17 protein-coding genes and 1 other annotated feature are annotated in these 19,535 nt (G+C 53.9%); of the genes, 13 read left to right on the top strand and 4 right to left on the bottom strand.

Going from position 1 to position 19,535, the window contains the following annotated elements; all coding sequences use genetic code 11:
- The first annotated feature begins 14 nt into the window (after positions 1-14).
- Positions 15-1,370: a cell envelope integrity protein CreD gene (gene creD, locus EAE_RS10890; protein ID WP_032706620.1), complete on the top strand. Its 1,356-nt coding sequence runs from the start codon at positions 15-17 to the stop codon at positions 1,368-1,370.
- Positions 1,371-1,435: 65 nt separating this feature from the next.
- Here creD and arcA read toward each other — a convergent pair whose 3' ends face one another.
- Positions 1,436-2,152, bottom strand: a complete 717-nt coding sequence (arcA, locus tag EAE_RS10895; RefSeq protein ID WP_002887843.1) for a two-component system response regulator ArcA — start codon at positions 2,150-2,152, stop codon at positions 1,436-1,438.
- A 95-nt stretch (positions 2,153-2,247) separates the two neighbouring features.
- On the opposite strand from arcA, the gene yjjY reads away from it, so the two are divergent.
- From yjjY to thrC, 6 genes are all read left to right on the top strand, one after another.
- Complete coding sequence (gene yjjY / locus EAE_RS10900) at positions 2,248-2,388, top strand: YjjY family protein (RefSeq protein WP_001541509.1); 141 nt, start codon at positions 2,248-2,250, stop codon at positions 2,386-2,388.
- A 396-nt stretch (positions 2,389-2,784) separates the two neighbouring features.
- Positions 2,785-3,471: a tRNA/rRNA methyltransferase gene (locus EAE_RS10905; protein ID WP_015704332.1), complete on the top strand. Its 687-nt coding sequence runs from the start codon at positions 2,785-2,787 to the stop codon at positions 3,469-3,471.
- Between the two features lie 210 nt (positions 3,472-3,681).
- Positions 3,682-3,750 carry a thr operon leader peptide gene (thrL, locus tag EAE_RS10910; protein WP_004222578.1) on the top strand — a complete coding sequence of 23 codons (69 nt, stop codon included), beginning with the start codon at positions 3,682-3,684 and terminating at the stop codon, positions 3,748-3,750.
- Positions 3,689-3,807 (top strand) — a sequence feature (Thr leader region). Its footprint overlaps the gene before it by 62 nt.
- A 25-nt stretch (positions 3,808-3,832) precedes the next feature.
- Positions 3,833-6,295 (top strand): bifunctional aspartate kinase/homoserine dehydrogenase I, encoded by a 2,463-nt coding sequence (gene thrA / locus EAE_RS10915; RefSeq protein ID WP_015704333.1) that lies wholly within the window; start codon positions 3,833-3,835, stop codon positions 6,293-6,295.
- A gap of 1 nt (position 6,296) precedes the next feature.
- On the top strand, positions 6,297-7,226 hold the full coding sequence (gene thrB, locus EAE_RS10920; RefSeq protein ID WP_015704334.1) for a homoserine kinase: 930 nt from the start codon (positions 6,297-6,299) through the stop codon (positions 7,224-7,226).
- 3 nt (positions 7,227-7,229) lie between these two features.
- Positions 7,230-8,510: a threonine synthase gene (gene thrC / locus EAE_RS10925; RefSeq protein WP_015368359.1), complete on the top strand. Its 1,281-nt coding sequence runs from the start codon at positions 7,230-7,232 to the stop codon at positions 8,508-8,510.
- Between the two features lie 50 nt (positions 8,511-8,560).
- Here thrC and yaaA read toward each other — a convergent pair whose 3' ends face one another.
- Entirely contained in the window at positions 8,561-9,334 is a 774-nt protein-coding gene (gene yaaA, locus EAE_RS10930) for a peroxide stress protein YaaA (protein ID WP_015704335.1), read from the bottom strand.
- Positions 9,335-9,411: 77 nt separating this feature from the next.
- Entirely contained in the window at positions 9,412-10,842 is a 1,431-nt protein-coding gene (locus tag EAE_RS10935; RefSeq protein ID WP_015704336.1) for an alanine/glycine:cation symporter family protein, read from the bottom strand.
- 202 nt (positions 10,843-11,044) lie between these two features.
- On the opposite strand from EAE_RS10935, the gene tal reads away from it, so the two are divergent.
- The 3 genes from tal to EAE_RS10950 all read left to right on the top strand — a co-directional run bounded on the left by tal (position 11,045) and on the right by EAE_RS10950 (position 14,114).
- Complete coding sequence (gene tal, locus EAE_RS10940) at positions 11,045-11,998, top strand: transaldolase (protein WP_015368356.1); 954 nt, start codon at positions 11,045-11,047, stop codon at positions 11,996-11,998.
- Positions 11,999-12,108: 110 nt separating this feature from the next.
- On the top strand, positions 12,109-12,696 hold the full coding sequence (mog, locus tag EAE_RS10945) for a molybdopterin adenylyltransferase (RefSeq protein ID WP_015368355.1): 588 nt from the start codon (positions 12,109-12,111) through the stop codon (positions 12,694-12,696).
- 113 nt (positions 12,697-12,809) lie between these two features.
- Positions 12,810-14,114 carry an MFS transporter gene (locus tag EAE_RS10950; RefSeq protein WP_015704337.1) on the top strand — a complete coding sequence of 435 codons (1,305 nt, stop codon included), beginning with the start codon at positions 12,810-12,812 and terminating at the stop codon, positions 14,112-14,114.
- A 40-nt stretch (positions 14,115-14,154) separates the two neighbouring features.
- On the opposite strand, the gene satP is transcribed toward EAE_RS10950, so the two are convergent.
- Positions 14,155-14,721, bottom strand: a complete 567-nt coding sequence (satP, locus tag EAE_RS10955; protein ID WP_015368353.1) for an acetate uptake transporter — start codon at positions 14,719-14,721, stop codon at positions 14,155-14,157.
- Between the two features lie 442 nt (positions 14,722-15,163).
- Between satP and dnaK the strand changes: the two genes are divergently transcribed.
- The 3 genes from dnaK to EAE_RS10970 all read left to right on the top strand — a co-directional run bounded on the left by dnaK (position 15,164) and on the right by EAE_RS10970 (position 19,427).
- Entirely contained in the window at positions 15,164-17,080 is a 1,917-nt protein-coding gene (dnaK, locus tag EAE_RS10960) for a molecular chaperone DnaK (RefSeq protein WP_015368351.1), read from the top strand.
- Positions 17,081-17,167: 87 nt separating this feature from the next.
- On the top strand, positions 17,168-18,313 hold the full coding sequence (dnaJ, locus tag EAE_RS10965) for a molecular chaperone DnaJ (protein WP_015368350.1): 1,146 nt from the start codon (positions 17,168-17,170) through the stop codon (positions 18,311-18,313).
- A 169-nt stretch (positions 18,314-18,482) separates the two neighbouring features.
- On the top strand, positions 18,483-19,427 hold the full coding sequence (locus tag EAE_RS10970; RefSeq protein WP_015704338.1) for a LysR family transcriptional regulator: 945 nt from the start codon (positions 18,483-18,485) through the stop codon (positions 19,425-19,427).
- Positions 19,428-19,535 lie beyond the last annotated feature (108 nt).

Here is a 19,535-nt window from a genome sequence, read left to right on the forward strand (position 1 = left end):
ATTGGGAGAAGGCTATGATGAAATCACCGTTGTTCTGGAAAATTAGTACGTTGTTGGGCTGTATTTTGCTGTTGTCCGTGCCGCTGATGATGGTCAGAGCGCTTATTGTCGAGCGGGCGGACTATCGTAGCGATGTTGTGGATGCGATAGAGCACAGCACCAGCGGTTCACAAAAGCTGGCCGGGCCGCTGATCGCCATCCCGGTAACCGAGACGCTGACCCGAATGGAGAACCAAAAAGAGGTCGAATATCAGCGTCGCTGGATCTACTACTGGCTACCGGAATCGCTGGCGGTCAGCGGCGCGCAAAATGTGGAGTCGAGAAAAGTCGGCATTTACAGTGGGCAGGTCTGGCATAACACCCTGCAAATTAAGGCGCAGTATGATCCTACGCGGCTGACGGAGCTGAAAAAAGCGAATACCACGTTAGGAAAGCCGTTTTTAGTTCTCAGCGTGAGCGATGCCCGCGGCATCGGCGCCATCAACGCGCCGGTCATTAACGGTACGGCACTGGTCGTTGAACCGGGGCTGGGATTGAACGGCGGCGGTATGGGCATTCATATGCCGATGCCGGTATTAACCGCAGACAACAAACCGCTGGAGATTGCTTTTACCCTCGATCTTAATGGTACCGGCGACTTCTCTGTCGTACCGTTGGGCCGCAACAGCGAGCTGCGGCTAACCAGTAACTGGCCGCATCCGGGATTCCTGGGCAACTTCCTGCCTACAAAGCGCGAAGTGAGCGCCTCGGGTTATAGCGCGCACTGGCAAAGCAGCTGGTTCGCCAACAATATGGGCAGCTATTTCAACGATGATACCGATATTGAATGGCCGCGTTTACCCGCCTTCAGCGTGGACGTGATGTCGCAGGCCGATCAATATCAGCTCACCGACCGGGCGACTAAATACGCCATCCTGTTAATCGCGCTAACTTTTATGGCCTTCTTCGTTTTCGAGAGCCTGACGCATCGCCGTCTGCACCCAATGCAGTATCTGCTGGTGGGGTTATCGCTGGTGATGTTCTACCTGGTGTTGCTGGCGCTCTCGGAACATGTTGGGTTTACGCCTGCCTGGGTCGTTGCCAGCCTGATTGGCGCGGTGATAAACGGCGTTTATTTACAGGCGGTACTGAAAGGGTGGCGTAATAGTCTGTTATTTGTTGCAGTGCTACTGCTGCTGGATGGCGTGATGTGGTTACTGTTGCGTTCTGAGGATAGCGCGTTGCTGCTCGGCACCGGAGTGCTACTGTTGGCGCTGTGCGCGTTGATGTTCCTGACCCGCCGCGTGGACTGGTACGCCTTGTCACTACCGCAAAGCAATCCGCAAAAACCGCAAAGTAAGGATGAAGACACGTTACGTATCTGGAAGTAAAAGAGAGATAAAAAAACAGCGCCAGAAGGCGCTGTTTTTGCATTATAACTGCGGCATAACCGAAGTTATTCCTGCAGATCGCCACAGAAGCGGTAACCTTCACCGTGAATAGTGGCGATGATTTCCGGGGTATCCGGCGTGGATTCGAAATGCTTACGAATGCGACGAATGGTCACGTCCACGGTACGGTCATGCGGCTTAAGCTCGCGACCGGTCATTTTCTTCAGCAGCTCTGCGCGTGACTGGATTTTGCCCGGGTTTTCGCAGAAGTGCAGCATCGCGCGGAATTCACTGCGCGGCAGCTTATACTGCTCGCCGTTTGGGCTCACCAACGAACGGCTGTTGATATCCAATTCCCAACCGTTGAACTTGTAGCTCTCAACGCTGCGACGCTCTTCGCTCACGGTACCGAGGTTCATGGTACGGGAGAGCAGGTTACGCGCGCGGATAGTCAGTTCACGCGGGTTAAACGGTTTAGTGATATAGTCATCGGCGCCGATTTCGAGGCCAAGAATTTTATCAACTTCGTTGTCGCGGCCGGTAAGGAACATCAGCGCGACGTCAGCCTGCTCACGCAGTTCACGCGCCAGCAGAAGACCATTTTTACCTGGCAGGTTGATATCCATGATCACCAGGTTGATATCATTTTCAGACAGGATCTGATGCATTTCCGCGCCATCGGTCGCTTCGAATACATCATAACCTTCTGCTTCGAAAATACTTTTTAACGTGTTGCGTGTTACCAACTCGTCTTCAACGATAAGAATGTGCGGGGTCTGCATGTTTGCTACCTAAATTGCCAACTAAATCGAAACAGGAAGTACCAAAGTCCCTGACCTGCCTGGTACATGCCACAAATTAACATGTCCGGCGTAACATGACTAAAGTACGTAATTGCGTTCTTGATGCACTTTCCATCAACGTCAACAACATCATTAGCTTGGTCGTGGGTACTTTCCCTCTGGACCCGACGGTGTCAAAAACGGCTGTCATCCTAACCATTTTAACAGCAACATAACAGGCTAAGAGAGGCCGAACACCCAATAAAACTACGCTTCGTTGACATATATCAAGTTCAATTGTAGCACGTTAACAGTCTTGTGAAATCATTGCATCGATTTGCGACTTATCGTCACATTTCTTACACAGCTCAATTAGTTGCAACTATGAATTAATAAATGCAGTGAATCCTAAGCCTGTGGGCAAATGAAAACTGAAATATCATTGCCAAACATATGGATAAATGCGTTCTGTTAACATACTCCGTATTGGTGTCCAATGTGAACAGTTTAGTTTTTTTTAAGAGTAAGAAAGCCCATTTTTAGTGATTTTTGTTGCAGATTTGTAAATTTTCGCCGCGTAAAATGGGGGAGACCGCAGAGTCGCGCCGCGTAAGAGGATAAAGAGAAGCACAATGCGTTTATCAATTATTTTGGTGGCGCCCGCCAGGGCGGAGAACGTGGGCGCGGCGGCGCGAGCGATGAAAACCATGGGATTCAGCGAATTGCGGATTGTCGATAGCGAAGCGCATCAGCAGCCCGCCGCGCGCTGGGTGGCGCATGGTTCGGGAGATATTTTAGATAATATAAAAACCTACCCGACGCTTGAGCAGGCCCTGCACGATGTCGACTTTACCGTCGCCACTACCGCCCGCAGTCGCGCGCGTTTTCACTACTACGCCACGCCGCAGCAGTTGCTACCGCTGCTGGAAGAAAAAGCACAATGGATGAAACATACGGCGCTGGTCTTTGGCCGTGAAGATTCCGGATTAACTAACGATGAACTGGCGCTGGCCGATGTGCTTACCGGCGTGCCGATGGTCGCCGATTATCCCTCCTTGAATCTTGGGCAATCGGTGATGGTGTATTGCTATCAGCTGAGCTCACTGCAGCAGCAGACTGCGGTTCAGCAGACTGAAACCGACGAAAAACAACTGCAGGCGCTTCGTCAGCGGGCGCTTTCACTACTTGGACGGTTGGGGGTCGATGACGACATGAAACTGGCCGACTGGCTACAACAGCGAATCGGGCTGTTACAGCAGCGCGACACCGCCATGCTGCATCGTTTGTTGCATGATATTGAAAAAAGTCTTCCGGAATAAAATACCGTAATAAGTTTTTTTTATGGTTTTGTGTACTGATTGCAATAGCAACAGCCTGGTTATGCGGCGGAAATATCGGGGTGCTGTGGCGGAATGATGGTGTTGGTTGAAAAGTCGCCAATTTAGAAATTCGTTGACTTAAGCAGGCAGATACTTTAACCAATATAGGCAGGACACAAGACAGATAAAAATACAGAGTACACAACATCCATGAATCGCATCGGCATGATTACCACCATTATCACCACCACCATTACCACAGGTAACGGTGCGGGCTGACGCGTACAGGAAACAACAGAAAAAAGCCCGCACCTGAACAGTGCGGGCTTTTTTTTTGACAAGAGATCAAGGGGTAAGAACCATGCGAGTGTTGAAGTTCGGCGGTACATCAGTGGCAAATGCAGAACGCTTTCTGCGAGTTGCCGATATTCTGGAGAGCAATGCCAGGCAGGGGCAGGTTGCGACCGTGCTGTCTGCCCCGGCGAAAATTACTAACCATCTGGTCGCGATGATTGAAAAAACTATCAGCGGCCAGGACGCTCTGACCAATATCGCCGACGCCGAACGCATCTTTGCCGACCTGCTGCAGGGACTGGCCGACATGCAGCCAGGCTTCCCGCTCGCACAGCTGAAAACCTTCGTTGATCAGGAATTTGCGCAGATTAAACACGTCCTGCACGGTATCAGTCTGCTGGGCCAGTGCCCGGACGGCGTTAACGCCTCGTTGATCTGTCGCGGTGAAAAGCTCTCTATCGCTATCATGGCGGCGCTACTGGAAGCGCGCGGTCATAAGGTCAGCGTGATTAACCCGGTCGAAAAACTGCTGGCCGTCGGCCACTACCTTGAATCCACTGTCGATATTACTGAATCCACTCGCCGTATCGCCGCCAGCCAAATCCCGGCAGACCACATGGTGCTGATGGCCGGTTTTACCGCCGGCAATGAAAAGGGTGAACTGGTGGTGCTGGGGCGTAATGGCTCTGACTATTCCGCAGCCGTGCTGGCCGCCTGTATGCGCGCTGACTGCTGCGAAATCTGGACCGACGTCGATGGCGTTTATACCTGCGATCCGCGTCAGGTACCGGATGCGCGCCTGTTGAAATCCATGTCTTATCAGGAAGCGATGGAGCTTTCCTATTTTGGCGCTAAGGTGCTGCACCCGCGCACCATCGCGCCCATCGCCCAGTTCCAGATCCCATGCCTGATTAAAAATACCGGTAATCCGCAGGCGCCGGGAACGCTTATCGGCGCCAGCCTTGATGAAGACGGCCTGCCGGTAAAAGGGATCTCGAATCTCAACAATATGGCGATGTTCAACGTTTCCGGGCCAGGAATGAAGGGCATGGTTGGCATGGCGGCGCGCGTCTTTGCCACCATGTCCCGCGCCGGTATCTCTGTGGTGCTGATTACCCAATCCTCTTCGGAATACAGCATCAGCTTCTGCGTGCCGCAAAGCGACTGCGCTCGCGCGAAGCGGGTGATGGAAGATGAATTTTATCTCGAATTGAAAGAAGGTCTGCTGGAGCCGTTGTCAATCATGGAGCGGCTGGCGATCATCTCCGTCGTGGGTGATGGGATGCGTACGCTGCGCGGTATCTCGGCGAAATTCTTCGCCGCGCTGGCGCGCGCCAATATTAATATCGTGGCGATTGCCCAGGGCTCTTCCGAGCGTTCAATTTCGGTGGTCGTCAGCAATGATGATGCGACTACCGGCGTGCGCGTGACGCATCAGATGCTGTTTAACACCGACCAGGTTATTGAAGTCTTCGTGATTGGCGTCGGCGGCGTCGGCGGCGCGTTAATCGAACAGATTAAACGCCAGCAGAGCTGGTTGAAGGGCAAGCATATCGATCTGCGCGTATGCGGCGTCGCCAATTCGCAGGCGCTGCTGACCAACGTCCATGGTTTGAATCTGGAAAACTGGCGTGGCGAACTCGCGGAAGCGAAAGAACCCTTTAATCTGGGCCGTTTAATCCGCCTGGTGAAGGAGTATCACCTGCTGAACCCGGTTATCGTTGACTGTACCTCCAGCCAGGCGGTAGCCGACCAGTACGCTGACTTCCTGCGTGAAGGTTTCCACGTGGTGACGCCGAATAAAAAGGCCAACACCTCTTCACTGGATTACTATCACCAGTTACGCCACGCCGCCAGCAGCTCGCGGCGCAAATTCCTCTACGACACCAACGTCGGCGCGGGTCTTCCGGTCATTGAAAACCTGCAGAACCTGCTGAATGCCGGCGATGAACTGCTGCACTTCTCCGGGATCCTGTCTGGTTCGCTTTCATTCATTTTTGGTAAGCTGGATGAGGGTATGAGCCTCTCGGAAGCCACTAAACTGGCGCGTGAGATGGGCTATACCGAACCGGATCCGCGCGACGATCTTTCCGGCGTGGATGTGGCGCGCAAGCTGCTGATCCTTGCCCGCGAAACCGGGCGCGAGCTGGAGCTCTCGGATATTATCGTTGAGCCTGCGCTGCCTGCCGATTTTGATGCCAGCGGCGATGTCGAAAGCTTTATGGCGCGCCTGCCGACGCTTGACGATCAATTCGCCGCGCGGGTTGCTAAAGCGCGCGACGAGGGTAAAGTTTTACGTTACGTTGGCAATATTGAAGAAGATGGCGTCTGCCGGGTGAAAATCGCCGAAGTGGACGGTAACGATCCGCTGTATAAGGTGAAGAACGGCGAGAACGCGCTGGCGTTTTACAGCCACTATTATCAGCCGCTGCCGCTGGTGCTGCGCGGCTATGGCGCGGGTAACGACGTAACCGCGGCTGGTGTGTTCGCCGACCTGCTGCGTACCCTGTCATGGAAGTTAGGAGTTTAAGATGGTCAAAGTATACGCCCCGGCTTCCAGTGCCAATATGAGCGTCGGGTTTGATGTGCTGGGGGCCGCGGTGACGCCGGTCGACGGCACGTTGCTGGGTGATAACGTCTCGGTAGAGGCGGCGGCGGAGTTTAGCCTGCGTAACGTAGGCCGCTTTGCCGGCAAATTACCGTCGGCGCCGCAGGAAAATATCGTTTATCAATGCTGGGAAGCCTTTTGCCGCGAGATCGGTAAGACGGTTCCGGTGGCGATGACCCTGGAAAAGAATATGCCGATTGGCTCGGGCCTTGGCTCCAGCGCCTGTTCGGTGGTCGCCGCGCTGGTGGCGATGAACGAACACTGCGGCAAGCCGCTGAATGAAAACCGGATGCTGGCGCTGATGGGCGAGATGGAAGGGCGCATCTCCGGCAGCGTTCACTATGATAACGTGGCGCCATGCTATCTTGGCGGTATGCAGCTGATGATTGAAGAGCACGGCATCATCAGCCAGCAGATCCCGGGTTTTGATGAATGGTTGTGGGTGCTGGCCTATCCGGGCATTAAGGTCTCTACCGCCGAAGCGCGCGCGATTCTTCCGGCGCAGTATCGTCGTCAGGATTGCATCGCCCATGGTCGCCATCTGGCAGGGTTTATTCACGCCTGCTATAGCCGTCAGCCGCAGTTGGCGGCAAAGTTAATGAAAGATGTTATTGCCGAACCGTACCGCACCAAACTGCTGCCGGGCTTCAGCGAAGCGCGTCAGGCGGCGATGGAAATCGGCGCGCAGGCTTGCGGTATTTCCGGCTCCGGCCCGACGCTGTTCGCGTTGTGCGATAAACCGGACACCGCGCAGCGCGTCGCCGACTGGCTGGCCGCGCATTATCTGCAAAATCAGGAAGGCTTCGTTCATATTTGCCGGCTGGACACGGCGGGCGCTCGAGTAGTGGGATAAGTGATGAAACTGTATAACTTAAAAGATCATAACGAACAGGTCAGCTTTGCGCAGGCCGTGACGCAAGGGCTTGGCAAACAACAGGGGCTGTTCTTTCCGCACGATTTGCCGGAATTCAATCTGACCGAAATCGACGAAATGCTGGAGCAGGATTTCGTGACCCGCAGCGCGAAAATCCTGTCGGCCTTTATTGGCGATGAGATCCCGCAGAATGAACTGCAGGCCCGCGTAGCTTCGGCGTTCGCCTTCCCGGCGCCGGTCACTCAAGTACAGGATGATGTCGGCTGCCTGGAGCTGTTCCACGGCCCGACCCTGGCGTTTAAAGATTTTGGCGGCCGTTTTATGGCCCAGATGCTGACGCATATCGCAGGCGATAAGCCGGTGACGATCCTGACCGCGACCTCCGGCGACACCGGCGCGGCCGTGGCGCATGCCTTCTACGGCCTGCCGAACGTCAAAGTAGTTATCCTCTATCCGCGCGGTAAGATTAGCCCGCTGCAGGAGAAGCTGTTCTGCACCCTGGGCGGCAACATCGAAACCGTGGCGATTGACGGTGATTTCGACGCCTGTCAGGCGCTGGTTAAGCAGGCGTTTGACGATGAAGAGCTGAAGGTCGCGCTTGGTCTCAACTCCGCCAACTCTATTAATATCAGTCGTCTGCTGGCGCAGATCTGCTACTACTTCGAGGCGGTCGCGCAGCTGCCGCAGGAGGCCCGTAACCAGCTGGTGGTGTCGGTGCCAAGCGGCAACTTCGGCGATCTCACCGCCGGCCTGCTGGCGAAATCGCTGGGGCTGCCGATTAAGCGTTTTATTGCCGCTACCAACGCCAACGATACCGTGCCGCGCTTCCTGCAGGATGGCAACTGGGCGCCGAAGGCGACGCAGGCGACCCTGTCTAACGCCATGGACGTCAGCCAACCGAACAACTGGCCGCGCGTGGAAGAGCTGTTCCGCCGCAAAATCTGGCGTCTTAATGAGCTGGGATACGCCGCGGTTGATGATGAAACCACCAAAGCAACCATGCGTGAACTGAAATCCATCGGCTACACCTCTGAACCGCATGCGGCGATTGCTTATCGCGCGCTGCGCGACCAATTGCAACCGGGCGAGTACGGGTTATTCCTCGGTACCGCGCATCCGGCGAAATTCAAAGAGAGCGTAGAAGAGATTCTGCAGGAGACGCTGCCGCTGCCGAAAGAACTGGCTGACCGCGCCGACCTGCCGCTGCTGTCGCATAATCTGCCGGCTGATTTCGCCGCGCTGCGTAAGCTGATGATGGGCTAATTAAGACTGAAAACACCCCTGTCGCTTACCGGACAGGGGTGTCGTCGTTTTTACTGCTCGTGGCGCTTAAACACCAGTTCGCCTTTCTCCGATGCTTCCCCATCAAAGAAATAGCCTTCGCTATTAAACGCCTGCAGCTGCTCCGGCCTGGTTAAACGGTTTTCAATGATGTAGCGGCTCATCAGACCGCGCGCTTTTTTGGCATAGAAGCTGATCACCTTGAATTTGCCGTTTTTCTCATCGAGGAACACCGGCTTAATCAATTGGCCCCGCAATTTTTTCGGTTTGACCGATTTAAAATACTCATCGGACGCCAGGTTGATGACGATATCGTCGCCCTGGGCCTGCAGCGCCTGATTGAGCTTATCGGTGATGATATCGCCCCAGAAATGATACAAATCTTTGCCCTGCGGATTTTCCAGCTTAATACCCATCTCCAGACGGTAGGGCTGCATCAGATCCAACGGGCGTAATACGCCGTAAAGGCCGGAAAGCATGCGCAGATGCTGCTGGGCAAAATCGAAATCCGCTTCGCTAAAGGTTTCGGCCTGCAGACCGGTATAAACGTCGCCTTTGAACGCCAGTATCGCCTGACGGGCATTTTGCGGGGTAAAGTCCGGATGCCAGTCGTGAAAACGGGTGGCGTTGAGATCGGCCAGCTTATCGCTGATGCTCATCAGCTTACCGATTTGCGGCGCTGCCAGCTTACGGGCGATACCGATAAGCTGTTGAGAATGCTCCAGGAGTTCGGGCTGGGTATAGCGCGTCGTTGCCAGCGGGCTTTGATAATCGAGCGTTTTAGCAGGTGAAATCAGAATCAGCATATCCAGTCCTTGCAGGGAATTTCGACGAATTTTAACAAAAAAAGAGTACGATGGGATCGATTGCTGCGATTACCGCGCTATTCACGCGGTATCTCATCCCAGGCGCCGGGTGCCAGATGTTGCTGAATTTCCGGATAGCGAGCGGGGTCGAAGACCGGTTGCACGCCGAGTTTGCGCTGGCGCAGATAATCGCTGGCGAGGATCCGAACCGTTGGCGACAGCAGCAAAATCGCCGTTAAGTTGGTGATCGCCATTAGCGCCATAATAATATCCGCCAGTTGCCAGACCACCGGAAGACTCACCAGGGTGCCTGTCAGTACCATCAACACGGTGATAACCCGGAGCGTCCAGATATGTAGCGGCTTATTGAGACGCAGGAAGATCAGATTGTTTTCGGCATAAATATAATTGGCGACAATCGAACTGAAAGCGAAGAACAGTAGCACGGCAGCCACCAATCCCGGTCCCCAACTGCCAATAAGATCGCCCATCGCGTGCTGCATGGTTTGAATACCGCTGACCGCACTGTCGCGGTTTTCGCGCGGCGCCAGCATGATAATGACCGCGCTGGCGGTACAGATAACAATGGTATCAATAAAGACGCCAATCATCTGTACGATGCCCTGCGCCGCGGGATGCGGAGGCCATGATGCAGCGGCAGCGGCAGCATTTGGCGTTGAGCCCATGCCTGCTTCGTTGGAAAACATCCCGCGCTGGAAACCGCCGGTAAGCGCCTGGCTGATGGTATAACCCACCGCGCCCGCCGCCGCTTCCTGCCAGCCAAAAGCGCAGCGGAAGATGGTTTCAAAAACCGCCGGCAGGGCGGCGAAGTGCCAGAGGCCAATCAACAGACTGGCGCCCACCCATATCAGAGCCATAAGCGGCACAAACCACTGCATCAATCGCGCTACGCCGCGTAGACCGCGGACGATAATCAACAGTGTTGCGGCAGCCAGCGCGGCGCCGACGGCGACCATCGGCAAATCGAAGGCATAGGCCATGGCGTGCGCCACCGAGTTGGCCTGCACGGTATTAAAAATCACCCCATAGGCCAGCAGAAGCAGAATTGAGAAGACCACGCCCATCCAGCGCATCTCGAGGCCGCGGGCCATATACCACGCCGGGCCGCCGCGAAACTGGCCTTCGCCATCGCGCTCTTTGTACAGTTGGGCAAGCGAACATTCGGCGAAGCTACTGGCCATGCCGAGTAGTGCGGAGACCCACATCCAGAACACGGCGCCTGGGCCGCCGGCGGCAATCGCTAACGCCACGCCCGCCAGATTACCGCTGCCGACGCGAGCCGCCAGGCTGGTGCACAGCGCCTGAAAAGACGTTAATCCGCCGGGCTGCGGGCGAAGGCTTTTTTTAAGACTTTTGCCAAACTGGCGAATATAACGGAACTGAATAAACTCCGTTCGCCATGTGAACCAAATACCGGCGCCCAGTAACAGGTAAATCATTACCGAGCCCCAGAGTATTTCATTGATAAACGAGAGAAAATCAGGCATTAAACGTCCTCTTGTCCATGCCGGCGCGCGGTGTAAGCGCTACCACTCCGGTGACAATCCTTTAGCATTCAGATAATTAATATGTCGAGTTTATCACACTCTGCGCTCTTGCATTGTCGGCGGTTGCGCTGACCCTATGGCGTGTTATCATCTTGGCAGACCGGTTACATCCCCTTAACTGCTGTTTAAGAGAAACACTATCATGACGGATAAATTGACTTCTCTGCGTCAGTACACCACTGTCGTAGCTGACACCGGAGATATCGCGGCAATGAAGCTGTATCAGCCTCAGGATGCCACCACCAACCCTTCTTTGATCCTCGGCGCGGCTCAGATCCCTGAGTACCGTAAGCTGATTGACGACGCTGTTGCCTGGGCTCGCGGCCAGAGCAGCGATCGCGCGCAGCAGATTATCGATGCTTCCGACAAACTGGCGGTGAACATCGGTCTCGAAATCCTTAAACTGATCCCGGGCCGTATTTCTACCGAAGTTGATGCCCGTTTGTCCTATGACACCGACGCCTCTATCGCGAAAGCGAAACGCCTGATCAAACTGTATAACGATGCCGGTATCGGCAACGATCGTATCCTGATCAAACTGGCTTCCACCTGGCAGGGCATTCGCGCCGCTGAGCAGCTGGAAAAAGAAGGCATCAACTGTAACCTGACCCTGCTGTTCTCCTTCGCTCAGGCTCGCGCTTGCGCCGAAGCGGGCGTCTTCCTGATTTCTCCGTTCGTTGGCCGTATCCTCGACTGGTACAAAGCGAACACGGATAAGAAAGAGTACGCGCCGGCAGAAGATCCGGGCGTGGTTTCCGTTAGCGAAATCTACGAGTACTACAAGCAGCACGGCTATGAAACCGTCGTGATGGGCGCAAGCTTCCGTAACGTTGGCGAAATCCTTGAGCTGGCCGGTTGCGACCGTCTGACCATCGCCCCTGCGCTGCTGAAAGAGCTGGCGGAAAGCGAAGGCGCTGTCGAACGTAAACTGGCGTTCAGCGGCGAAGTGAAAGCGCGTCCGGAACGCATTACTGAATCCCAGTTCCTGTGGCAGCACAACCAGGATCCGATGGCGGTAGACAAACTGGCGGAAGGTATCCGTAAGTTTGCCATCGACCAGGAAAAACTGGAAAAAATGATCGGCGACCTGCTGTAATCATCCCAGCGTGACCGGGCTACCGGTCACGCTACTTCTTTTGAATCCTGTCTGTAATTCTCTCCAGCGTGTATCATTCCGCTTAATTGCACTATTTGAACGGAATGAATATGAATAAATTACGCATCGGCTTAGTTTCTATTTCTGACCGCGCCTCCAGCGGCGTTTACCAGGACAAAGGTATTCCTGCGTTGGAAGAGTGGCTGGCGCGTGCGCTGACAACGCCCTTTGAACTGCAAACTCGCCTGATCCCTGATGAACAGCCCATCATTGAACAAACGCTGTGCGAGCTGGTAGACGAGATGGGCTGTCATCTGGTGTTGACCACCGGCGGCACCGGCCCGGCGCGCCGTGATGTGACGCCGGACGCAACTTTAGCGATTGCCGATCGCGTCATGCCCGGTTTCGGCGAGCAAATGCGCCAGGTTAGCCTACACTTTGTGCCGACGGCTATCCTCTCCCGGCAGGTTGGCGTCATCCGCAAGCAGGCGCTGATCCTCAACCTGCCTGGCCAGCCGAAAGCGATTCAGGAGACTCTCGAAGGAGTCAAAGACGCGGACGGTAAGGTGCTGGTGCATGGTGTCTTTGCAAGTGTACCTTATTGTGTACAGTTGCTTGAGGGGCCGTATGTGGAGACGGAAGCGAGCGTTGTAGCAGCTTTTCGCCCGAAAAGTGCACGACGTGAAACTTTATCCTGAATTTAATGCATTGCTGATATAACCTGCATCGCCGGTGGTGTGCTGTTTTATTTACGGTATAGTGTTTTTTACTTTACACATTGCGTAATATTACTGCGGACGAAGCGCCAGTTATGTCACAACACACCCGAGCACTGAATCGACAGGATTATAAAACTCTGACGCTGGCCGCCCTCGGCGGGGCGCTGGAGTTTTATGACTTCATTATCTTTGTCTTCTTCGCCGCCGTCGTCGGCGAACTGTTCTTCCCGGCCGATATTCCGGAATGGCTACGTCAGGTACAGACCTTCGGTATTTTCGCCGCGGGTTATCTGGCGCGCCCTCTTGGCGGCATTATCATGGCCCACTTTGGCGACCTGGTCGGTCGCAAAAAAATGTTCACCCTCAGCATTCTGCTCATGGCGCTGCCGACGCTGGCGATCGGCCTGCTGCCGACTTATGCCTCGATGGGCATCGTTGCGCCGCTGCTATTACTGCTCATGCGTATTTTTCAAGGGGCGGCGATTGGCGGAGAAGTGCCGGGCGCCTGGGTCTTCGTGGCCGAACATGTCCCGGAAAAACGCATCGGTATCGCCTGCGGTACCTTGACCGCGGGGTTGACCGTCGGGATCCTGTTAGGTTCGGTGGTGGCGACGCTTATCAATACCAGCATGACGCCGCAAGGTATCCACGACGGCGGCTGGCGTATTCCTTTCCTGCTGGGCGGCGTTTTTGGCCTGGTGGCGATGTACCTGCGTCGTTGGCTGCAGGAGACGCCGATATTTCTGGAGATGCAGAAGCGCAAAGCGCTGGCGCAGGAGTTGCCGGTGAAGGCGGTGGCGCTTAAGCACCAGAAGGCCGTCATCGTTTCGATGCTGCTCACCTGGCTGCTGTCCGCCGGCGTGGTGGTGGTGATCCTGATGTCGCCGGTCTGGCTGCAAAAACATTATGGCTTTGCGCCGGCGATTACCCTGCAGGCCAATAGTATCGCCACGATCATGCTGTGCATCGGCTGTCTACTCGCCGGTCTGGCGGCAGACCGTTTCGGCGCCAGCCGCACTTTTATCGTCGGCAGCCTGTTGTTGGCGGCCGCCAGTTGGGCCTTTTATCACTTTTCCGGCGCCAGCCCGCAGCGGCTGTTTCTGCTGTATGGGACGGTGGGGCTGTGTGTCGGCGTGGTGGGGGCGGTACCTTACGTAATGGTGCGCGCTTTCCCGGCGGAAGTGCGTTTTACCGGCATCTCATTTTCCTACAACCTGTCGTACGCCATTTTCGGCGGTCTGACGCCGATCGCCGTTACGATGCTGATGGGGGTTTCGCCGATGGCGCCGGCCTGGTACGTACTGGCGCTGTCGCTGATGGGGCTGGGGTTAGGTATCTGGCTGCGTCAGGGGTTGACGACGCAGGCGGTTTTACCGCAAGGAGAACTGCAGCGTTAAATTTAACGCCGCCGCCCGGTTTGCGGGCGGCGGCAGGCCATTAGCGTGGCTCGCCAATCGGCAGAACGGTGCGGCCGAACTGCTCGTTCAACACTTCACCCATCGCCAGGTAAATAGCGCTCGCGCCGCATACCAGGCCGACCCAACCGGCAATTTTAACAATGCCTTCGTTATCGACCAGGTGACCAATCGCCAGCAGCGCGAACAGTACGGTCAGGCTAAGGAAGACGAACTGCAGCATGCGCGCGGCTTTCAGCGTGCCGAAGAACATGAACAACGTAAAGATACCCCACAGGCCGAGATACATGCCCAGGAAGTGCGCGTTCGGCGCATCAGCCAGGCCCATTTTCGGCATCAGAAGGATCGCGACCAACGTCAGCCAGAAGGACCCGTAGGACGTAAAAGCGGTTAAACCAAAGGTGTTGCCTTTTTTATACTCGAGCAGGCCGGCAAAAATTTGCGCAATGCCGCCGTAAAAAATGCCCATCGCCAGGATAGCTACATCGAATGCGAAAAGGCCGCTATTTGCCAGGTTAAGCAGAATAGTGGTCATGCCAAAGCCCATAAGGCCCAGCGGTGCCGGATTAGCCAACTTAGTGTTGCCCATAATTCCTCAAAATAATGATTAGAAAGGGAAGCATTACCCCGCCACTTGCGGTGGGGCGCGGCATAATAATGAGGCGTGCAGAGGCTGTCTATGATCTGGCGGGGTATTTTTCAGCAATTTACCTTTCGCGGCGATAATGGCCAACTCTTCGGCGAACGAGTGCGATATCCAATGAATATGTTCTTATTTACTATTTATTTTTTGTATGGGTTATACCGGCTATTTTTATCGTCCGGCGTGTCGTTTGCTCTCGCGCCTGCGTTTTGCCAGAAAAATTTTTTTTGGCCTGCCCCTTGATGAAAACCAGGGCGACCCCATCTTGTAGTCAACCGCAGTGAAGAACCTGAAAAAAAATGATGTCAGGGCAGTTGAAACCGCACGTTTCGCCCTTATTACAGGTTCACAACCACATGTTGATCGAATTTTTAGTGGAGACGTTTAGATGGGTAAAATTATTGGTATCGACCTGGGTACTACCAACTCTTGTGTAGCGATTATGGATGGCACTACCGCTCGCGTGCTGGAGAACGCCGAAGGCGATCGCACCACGCCTTCTATTATTGCCTATACCCAGGATGGTGAAACTCTGGTTGGTCAGCCGGCTAAACGTCAGGCAGTGACAAACCCGCAAAACACCCTGTTTGCGATTAAACGCCTGATTGGTCGCCGCTTCCAGGATGAAGAAGTTCAGCGTGACGTTTCCATCATGCCGTACAAAATCGTTGCCGCAGATAATGGCGACGCCTGGCTTGATGTGAAAGGCACCAAAACCGCGCCGCCGCAGATTTCTGCTGAAGTGCTGAAAAAAATGAAGAAAACCGCTGAAGATTATCTGGGTGAGCCGGTAACTGAAGCTGTTATCACCGTACCTGCGTACTTCAACGATGCTCAGCGTCAGGCAACCAAAGATGCCGGTCGTATCGCGGGTCTGGAAGTCAAACGTATCATCAACGAACCGACTGCCGCTGCGCTGGCTTACGGTCTGGATAAAGAAGTCGGCAACCGCACTATCGCGGTATACGACCTCGGTGGTGGTACCTTCGATATCTCTATTATCGAAATCGACGAAGTTGACGGCGAAAAAACCTTCGAAGTTCTGGCAACCAACGGTGATACCCACCTGGGTGGTGAAGACTTCGATACTCGTCTGATCAACTACCTCGTTGACGAGTTTAAGAAAGAGCAGGGTATTGACCTGCGCAACGACCCGCTGGCGATGCAGCGTCTGAAAGAAGCCGCAGAAAAAGCGAAAATTGAGCTGTCTTCCGCTCAACAGACCGACGTTAACCTGCCGTATATCACCGCAGACGCGACCGGTCCGAAACACATGAACATCAAAGTGACTCGCGCGAAACTGGAAAGCCTGGTTGAAGATCTGGTTAACCGTTCTATCGAGCCGCTGAAAGTTGCCCTGCAGGATGCCGGTCTGTCCGTTTCCGATATCAACGACGTGATCCTCGTTGGTGGTCAGACTCGTATGCCGATGGTGCAGAAGAAAGTTGCTGAGTTCTTTGGTAAAGAACCGCGTAAAGACGTTAACCCGGATGAAGCTGTGGCTATCGGCGCAGCCGTTCAGGGTGGTGTACTGACTGGTGAAGTTAAAGACGTTCTGCTGCTGGACGTTACCCCGCTGTCGCTGGGTATCGAAACCATGGGTGGCGTGATGACCGCGCTCATCAGCAAAAACACCACGATCCCGACCAAGCACAGCCAGGTGTTCTCTACTGCGGAAGACAACCAGTCCGCGGTAACCATCCATGTGCTGCAGGGTGAGCGTAAACGCGCTTCCGATAACAAATCTCTGGGTCAGTTCAACCTGGATGGTATTAACCCAGCACCGCGCGGTATGCCGCAGATCGAAGTGACCTTCGATATAGATGCTGACGGTATCCTGCACGTTTCCGCTAAAGATAAAAACAGCGGTAAAGAGCAGAAGATCACCATCAAGGCTTCTTCCGGTCTGAATGAAGAAGAAATTCAGAAAATGGTTCGCGAAGCGGAAGCTAACGCTGAATCTGACCGTAAGTTCGAAGAGCTGGTTCAGACCCGTAACCAGGGCGACCATCTGCTGCACAGCACCCGTAAGCAGGTTGAAGAAGCAGGCGACAAACTGCCGGCTGACGACAAAACTGCAATCGAGTCTGCGCTGACCGCACTGGAAACTTCTCTGAAAGGTGAAGACAAAGCGGACATCGAAGCGAAGATGCAGGCGCTGGCCCAGGCTTCCCAGAAGCTGATGGAAATCGCTCAGCAGCAGCACGCTCAGCAGCAGGCTGGCGGCGCTGACGCTCAAGAAAGCAGCGCGAAGGATGACGATGTTGTCGACGCTGAGTTCGAAGAAGTGAAAGACAAAAAATAATCGCCCTTTGAACGGGTAAAACACTGGCACGGGCGAAGAGGTTTCCTCTCCGCCCGTGCACGCATGTTAAGGGGCTGAAAAACACCAATGGCAAAGCAAGATTATTACGAGATTTTAGGCGTTTCCAAAACAGCGGAAGAGCGTGAAATCAAAAAGGCGTACAAGCGCCTGGCCATGAAATACCACCCGGACCGTAACCAGGGTGACAAAGAGGCCGAAGCCAAATTTAAAGAAATCAAAGAAGCGTATGAAGTCCTGACTGATGCCCAGAAGCGTGCAGCCTACGATCAGTACGGCCACGCCGCGTTTGAACAAGGCGGCATGGGTGGCGGCGGTTTCGGCGGCGGCGGCTTTGGCGGCGGCGCGGATTTCAGCGATATCTTTGGCGATGTGTTCGGCGATATTTTCGGCGGCGGTCGTGGTCGTCAGCGCGCGGCGCGCGGCGCAGATCTACGTTACAACATGGAATTGACGCTGGAAGAAGCGGTCCGTGGCGTCACCAAGGAAATCCGCATCCCGACGCTGGAAGAGTGCGATGTCTGCCACGGCAGCGGTGCGAAATCAGGTACTCAGCCGCAGACCTGTCCAACCTGTCACGGTTCCGGTCAGGTCCAGATGCGTCAGGGCTTCTTTGCTGTTCAGCAAACCTGTCCGCACTGTCAGGGACGCGGTACGCTGATTAAAGATCCGTGCAATAAATGCCACGGTCACGGTCGCGTTGAAAAAACCAAAACCTTGTCGGTGAAAATCCCGGCTGGCGTCGACACCGGCGATCGCATTCGTCTGGCTGGCGAAGGCGAAGCGGGCGAGCATGGCGCTCCGTCGGGCGATCTGTACGTTCAGGTTCAGGTCAAACAGCACGCGATCTTCGAGCGTGAGGGGAATAATCTGTACTGCGAAGTACCGATCAACTTTACCATGGCTGCGCTTGGCGGCGAGATTGAAGTACCGACGCTGGATGGTCGCGTTAACCTGAAAGTTCCTGGCGAAACGCAAACCGGCAAACTGTTCCGCATGCGCGGCAAGGGCGTTAAATCCGTTCGGGGCGGTGCTCAGGGCGATCTGCTGTGTCGCGTGGTGGTAGAAACGCCAGTGGGCCTCAATGACAAGCAGAAGCAATTGCTTAAAGAGCTGCAGGAAACTTTTGGCGGTCCGACGGGTGAGAAAAACAGCCCGCGTTCCAAAAGCTTCTTCGATGGCGTGAAAAAATTCTTTGATGATTTAACGCGTTAATTGCGTTTAATCACCTTATTAGCACAAGCCTGAACATCCCTGTTCAGGCTTTTTTCTGTCCCAACCTCAGCCTTGAATAGAAACGCTATACTTTGTTTAGCATGTCCGGATTTGATTTATTTTGAGTATTATCTATATTGCTTTTTTCGATAAAAGAGGCTGACAGTGGATGGGATCGAAAGGTGCCAATAAGGGCTTTGATTATAATTTAATCAAGGTTCTTGACGCTGTCATTTCGGCAGGAAATGCCGCGAAGGCGGCGAAAAAATTGGCCATCACTCCCGCCGCGGTCTCTTTGGCATTAAGACGTCTGCAAAACTTCTATCAGCAGGAGCTGTTTGTCAGAAGCAAAGATGGTTTACTGCCAACGGCGAAAGCACTCGAAATACACCAAAGTTTCCGTCAGGCCATGTCGCTTGTCGACAATACTTTTCTGCCGGAAAACAAGGATGATGACACCCGGATTACGATCCTTGGAAGCGATTTCATCGAAAGTTATTACCTTTCCCAACTGTACGGTAGCGCGCTTTTCGAGCAGGGCGTTATCAACCATTTTTCATCCCGCAACATTAGCTGCGATAAAGCTAAAGAGCTTTTATTGACCGCTCAATGTGATTTATCGATCGGTTCTGAACCGCTGGTTGAGCCCGGACTCGATAATCAAATTATTGATAGCTTCAGAAACTTTGTCTGTATTTGTGCCAAAGGTCATTTATTCAGCGAGCTGTCGCAGCTTTCTTTGCATCAATTCTACTCTTCCCGCCATGCCATGTATCAACCGGGGATTACTTCACTCACCATCATCACTGATAACGGATTATTTAAAGATGATGTTTATTATAACGGTTCACGAACTATGGGCTATTGTAGCGATTCTATCACCGGGCTGGTTAGCATGGTAGAAAGAACCGCATTGATTGCACTGTTACCTTTGAAACTGGCGTTGTTTTATAAAAATCAGCGTAAATATGATATAAATTTTATCCAACCGCCCCCTGAGTTGATGTTTAAATCCGTGCAGGTTTATGCTTCATGGAACAAAAGCAGTAGAAATATATCAGCGATAAATGAAACGGTTTCCATGTTACATACGCTGTCCTCATTCAGACGGTAAGTTTCCTCATCTTGCCGTCATTAATATGATGTGGTTAGTCATGATGTTCTTTGATTACCTTTCCACTATTCCGCCGCTTACACTCCTGATGAATCTTTTTTAAACTTT

Source organism: Klebsiella aerogenes KCTC 2190 (genome assembly GCF_000215745.1).
Classification (GTDB): Bacteria; Pseudomonadota; Gammaproteobacteria; order Enterobacterales; family Enterobacteriaceae; genus Klebsiella; species Klebsiella aerogenes.

What these genes read in the sequence shown, in the direction of transcription:
- thrC (WP_015368359.1), top strand. Translation starts at nt 7,230, where the DNA reads ATGAAACTGTATAACTTAAAAGATCATAACGAACAGGTCAGCTTTGCG.
- dnaJ (WP_015368350.1), top strand. Translation starts at nt 17,168, where the DNA reads ATGGCAAAGCAAGATTATTACGAGATTTTAGGCGTTTCCAAAACAGCG.
- dnaK (WP_015368351.1), top strand. Translation starts at nt 15,164, where the DNA reads ATGGGTAAAATTATTGGTATCGACCTGGGTACTACCAACTCTTGTGTA.
- EAE_RS10970 (WP_015704338.1), top strand. Translation starts at nt 18,483, where the DNA reads ATGGGATCGAAAGGTGCCAATAAGGGCTTTGATTATAATTTAATCAAG.
- tal (WP_015368356.1), top strand. Translation starts at nt 11,045, where the DNA reads ATGACGGATAAATTGACTTCTCTGCGTCAGTACACCACTGTCGTAGCT.
- thrB (WP_015704334.1), top strand. Translation starts at nt 6,297, where the DNA reads ATGGTCAAAGTATACGCCCCGGCTTCCAGTGCCAATATGAGCGTCGGG.
- arcA (WP_002887843.1), bottom strand. Translation starts at nt 2,152, where the DNA reads ATGCAGACCCCGCACATTCTTATCGTTGAAGACGAGTTGGTAACACGC.
- satP (WP_015368353.1), bottom strand. Translation starts at nt 14,721, where the DNA reads ATGGGCAACACTAAGTTGGCTAATCCGGCACCGCTGGGCCTTATGGGC.
- creD (WP_032706620.1), top strand. Translation starts at nt 15, where the DNA reads ATGATGAAATCACCGTTGTTCTGGAAAATTAGTACGTTGTTGGGCTGT.
- EAE_RS10950 (WP_015704337.1), top strand. Translation starts at nt 12,810, where the DNA reads ATGTCACAACACACCCGAGCACTGAATCGACAGGATTATAAAACTCTG.
- EAE_RS10905 (WP_015704332.1), top strand. Translation starts at nt 2,785, where the DNA reads ATGCGTTTATCAATTATTTTGGTGGCGCCCGCCAGGGCGGAGAACGTG.
- thrA (WP_015704333.1), top strand. Translation starts at nt 3,833, where the DNA reads ATGCGAGTGTTGAAGTTCGGCGGTACATCAGTGGCAAATGCAGAACGC.
- mog (WP_015368355.1), top strand. Translation starts at nt 12,109, where the DNA reads ATGAATAAATTACGCATCGGCTTAGTTTCTATTTCTGACCGCGCCTCC.
- EAE_RS10935 (WP_015704336.1), bottom strand. Translation starts at nt 10,842, where the DNA reads ATGCCTGATTTTCTCTCGTTTATCAATGAAATACTCTGGGGCTCGGTA.
- yjjY (WP_001541509.1), top strand. Translation starts at nt 2,248, where the DNA reads ATGACTAAAGTACGTAATTGCGTTCTTGATGCACTTTCCATCAACGTC.
- yaaA (WP_015704335.1), bottom strand. Translation starts at nt 9,334, where the DNA reads ATGCTGATTCTGATTTCACCTGCTAAAACGCTCGATTATCAAAGCCCG.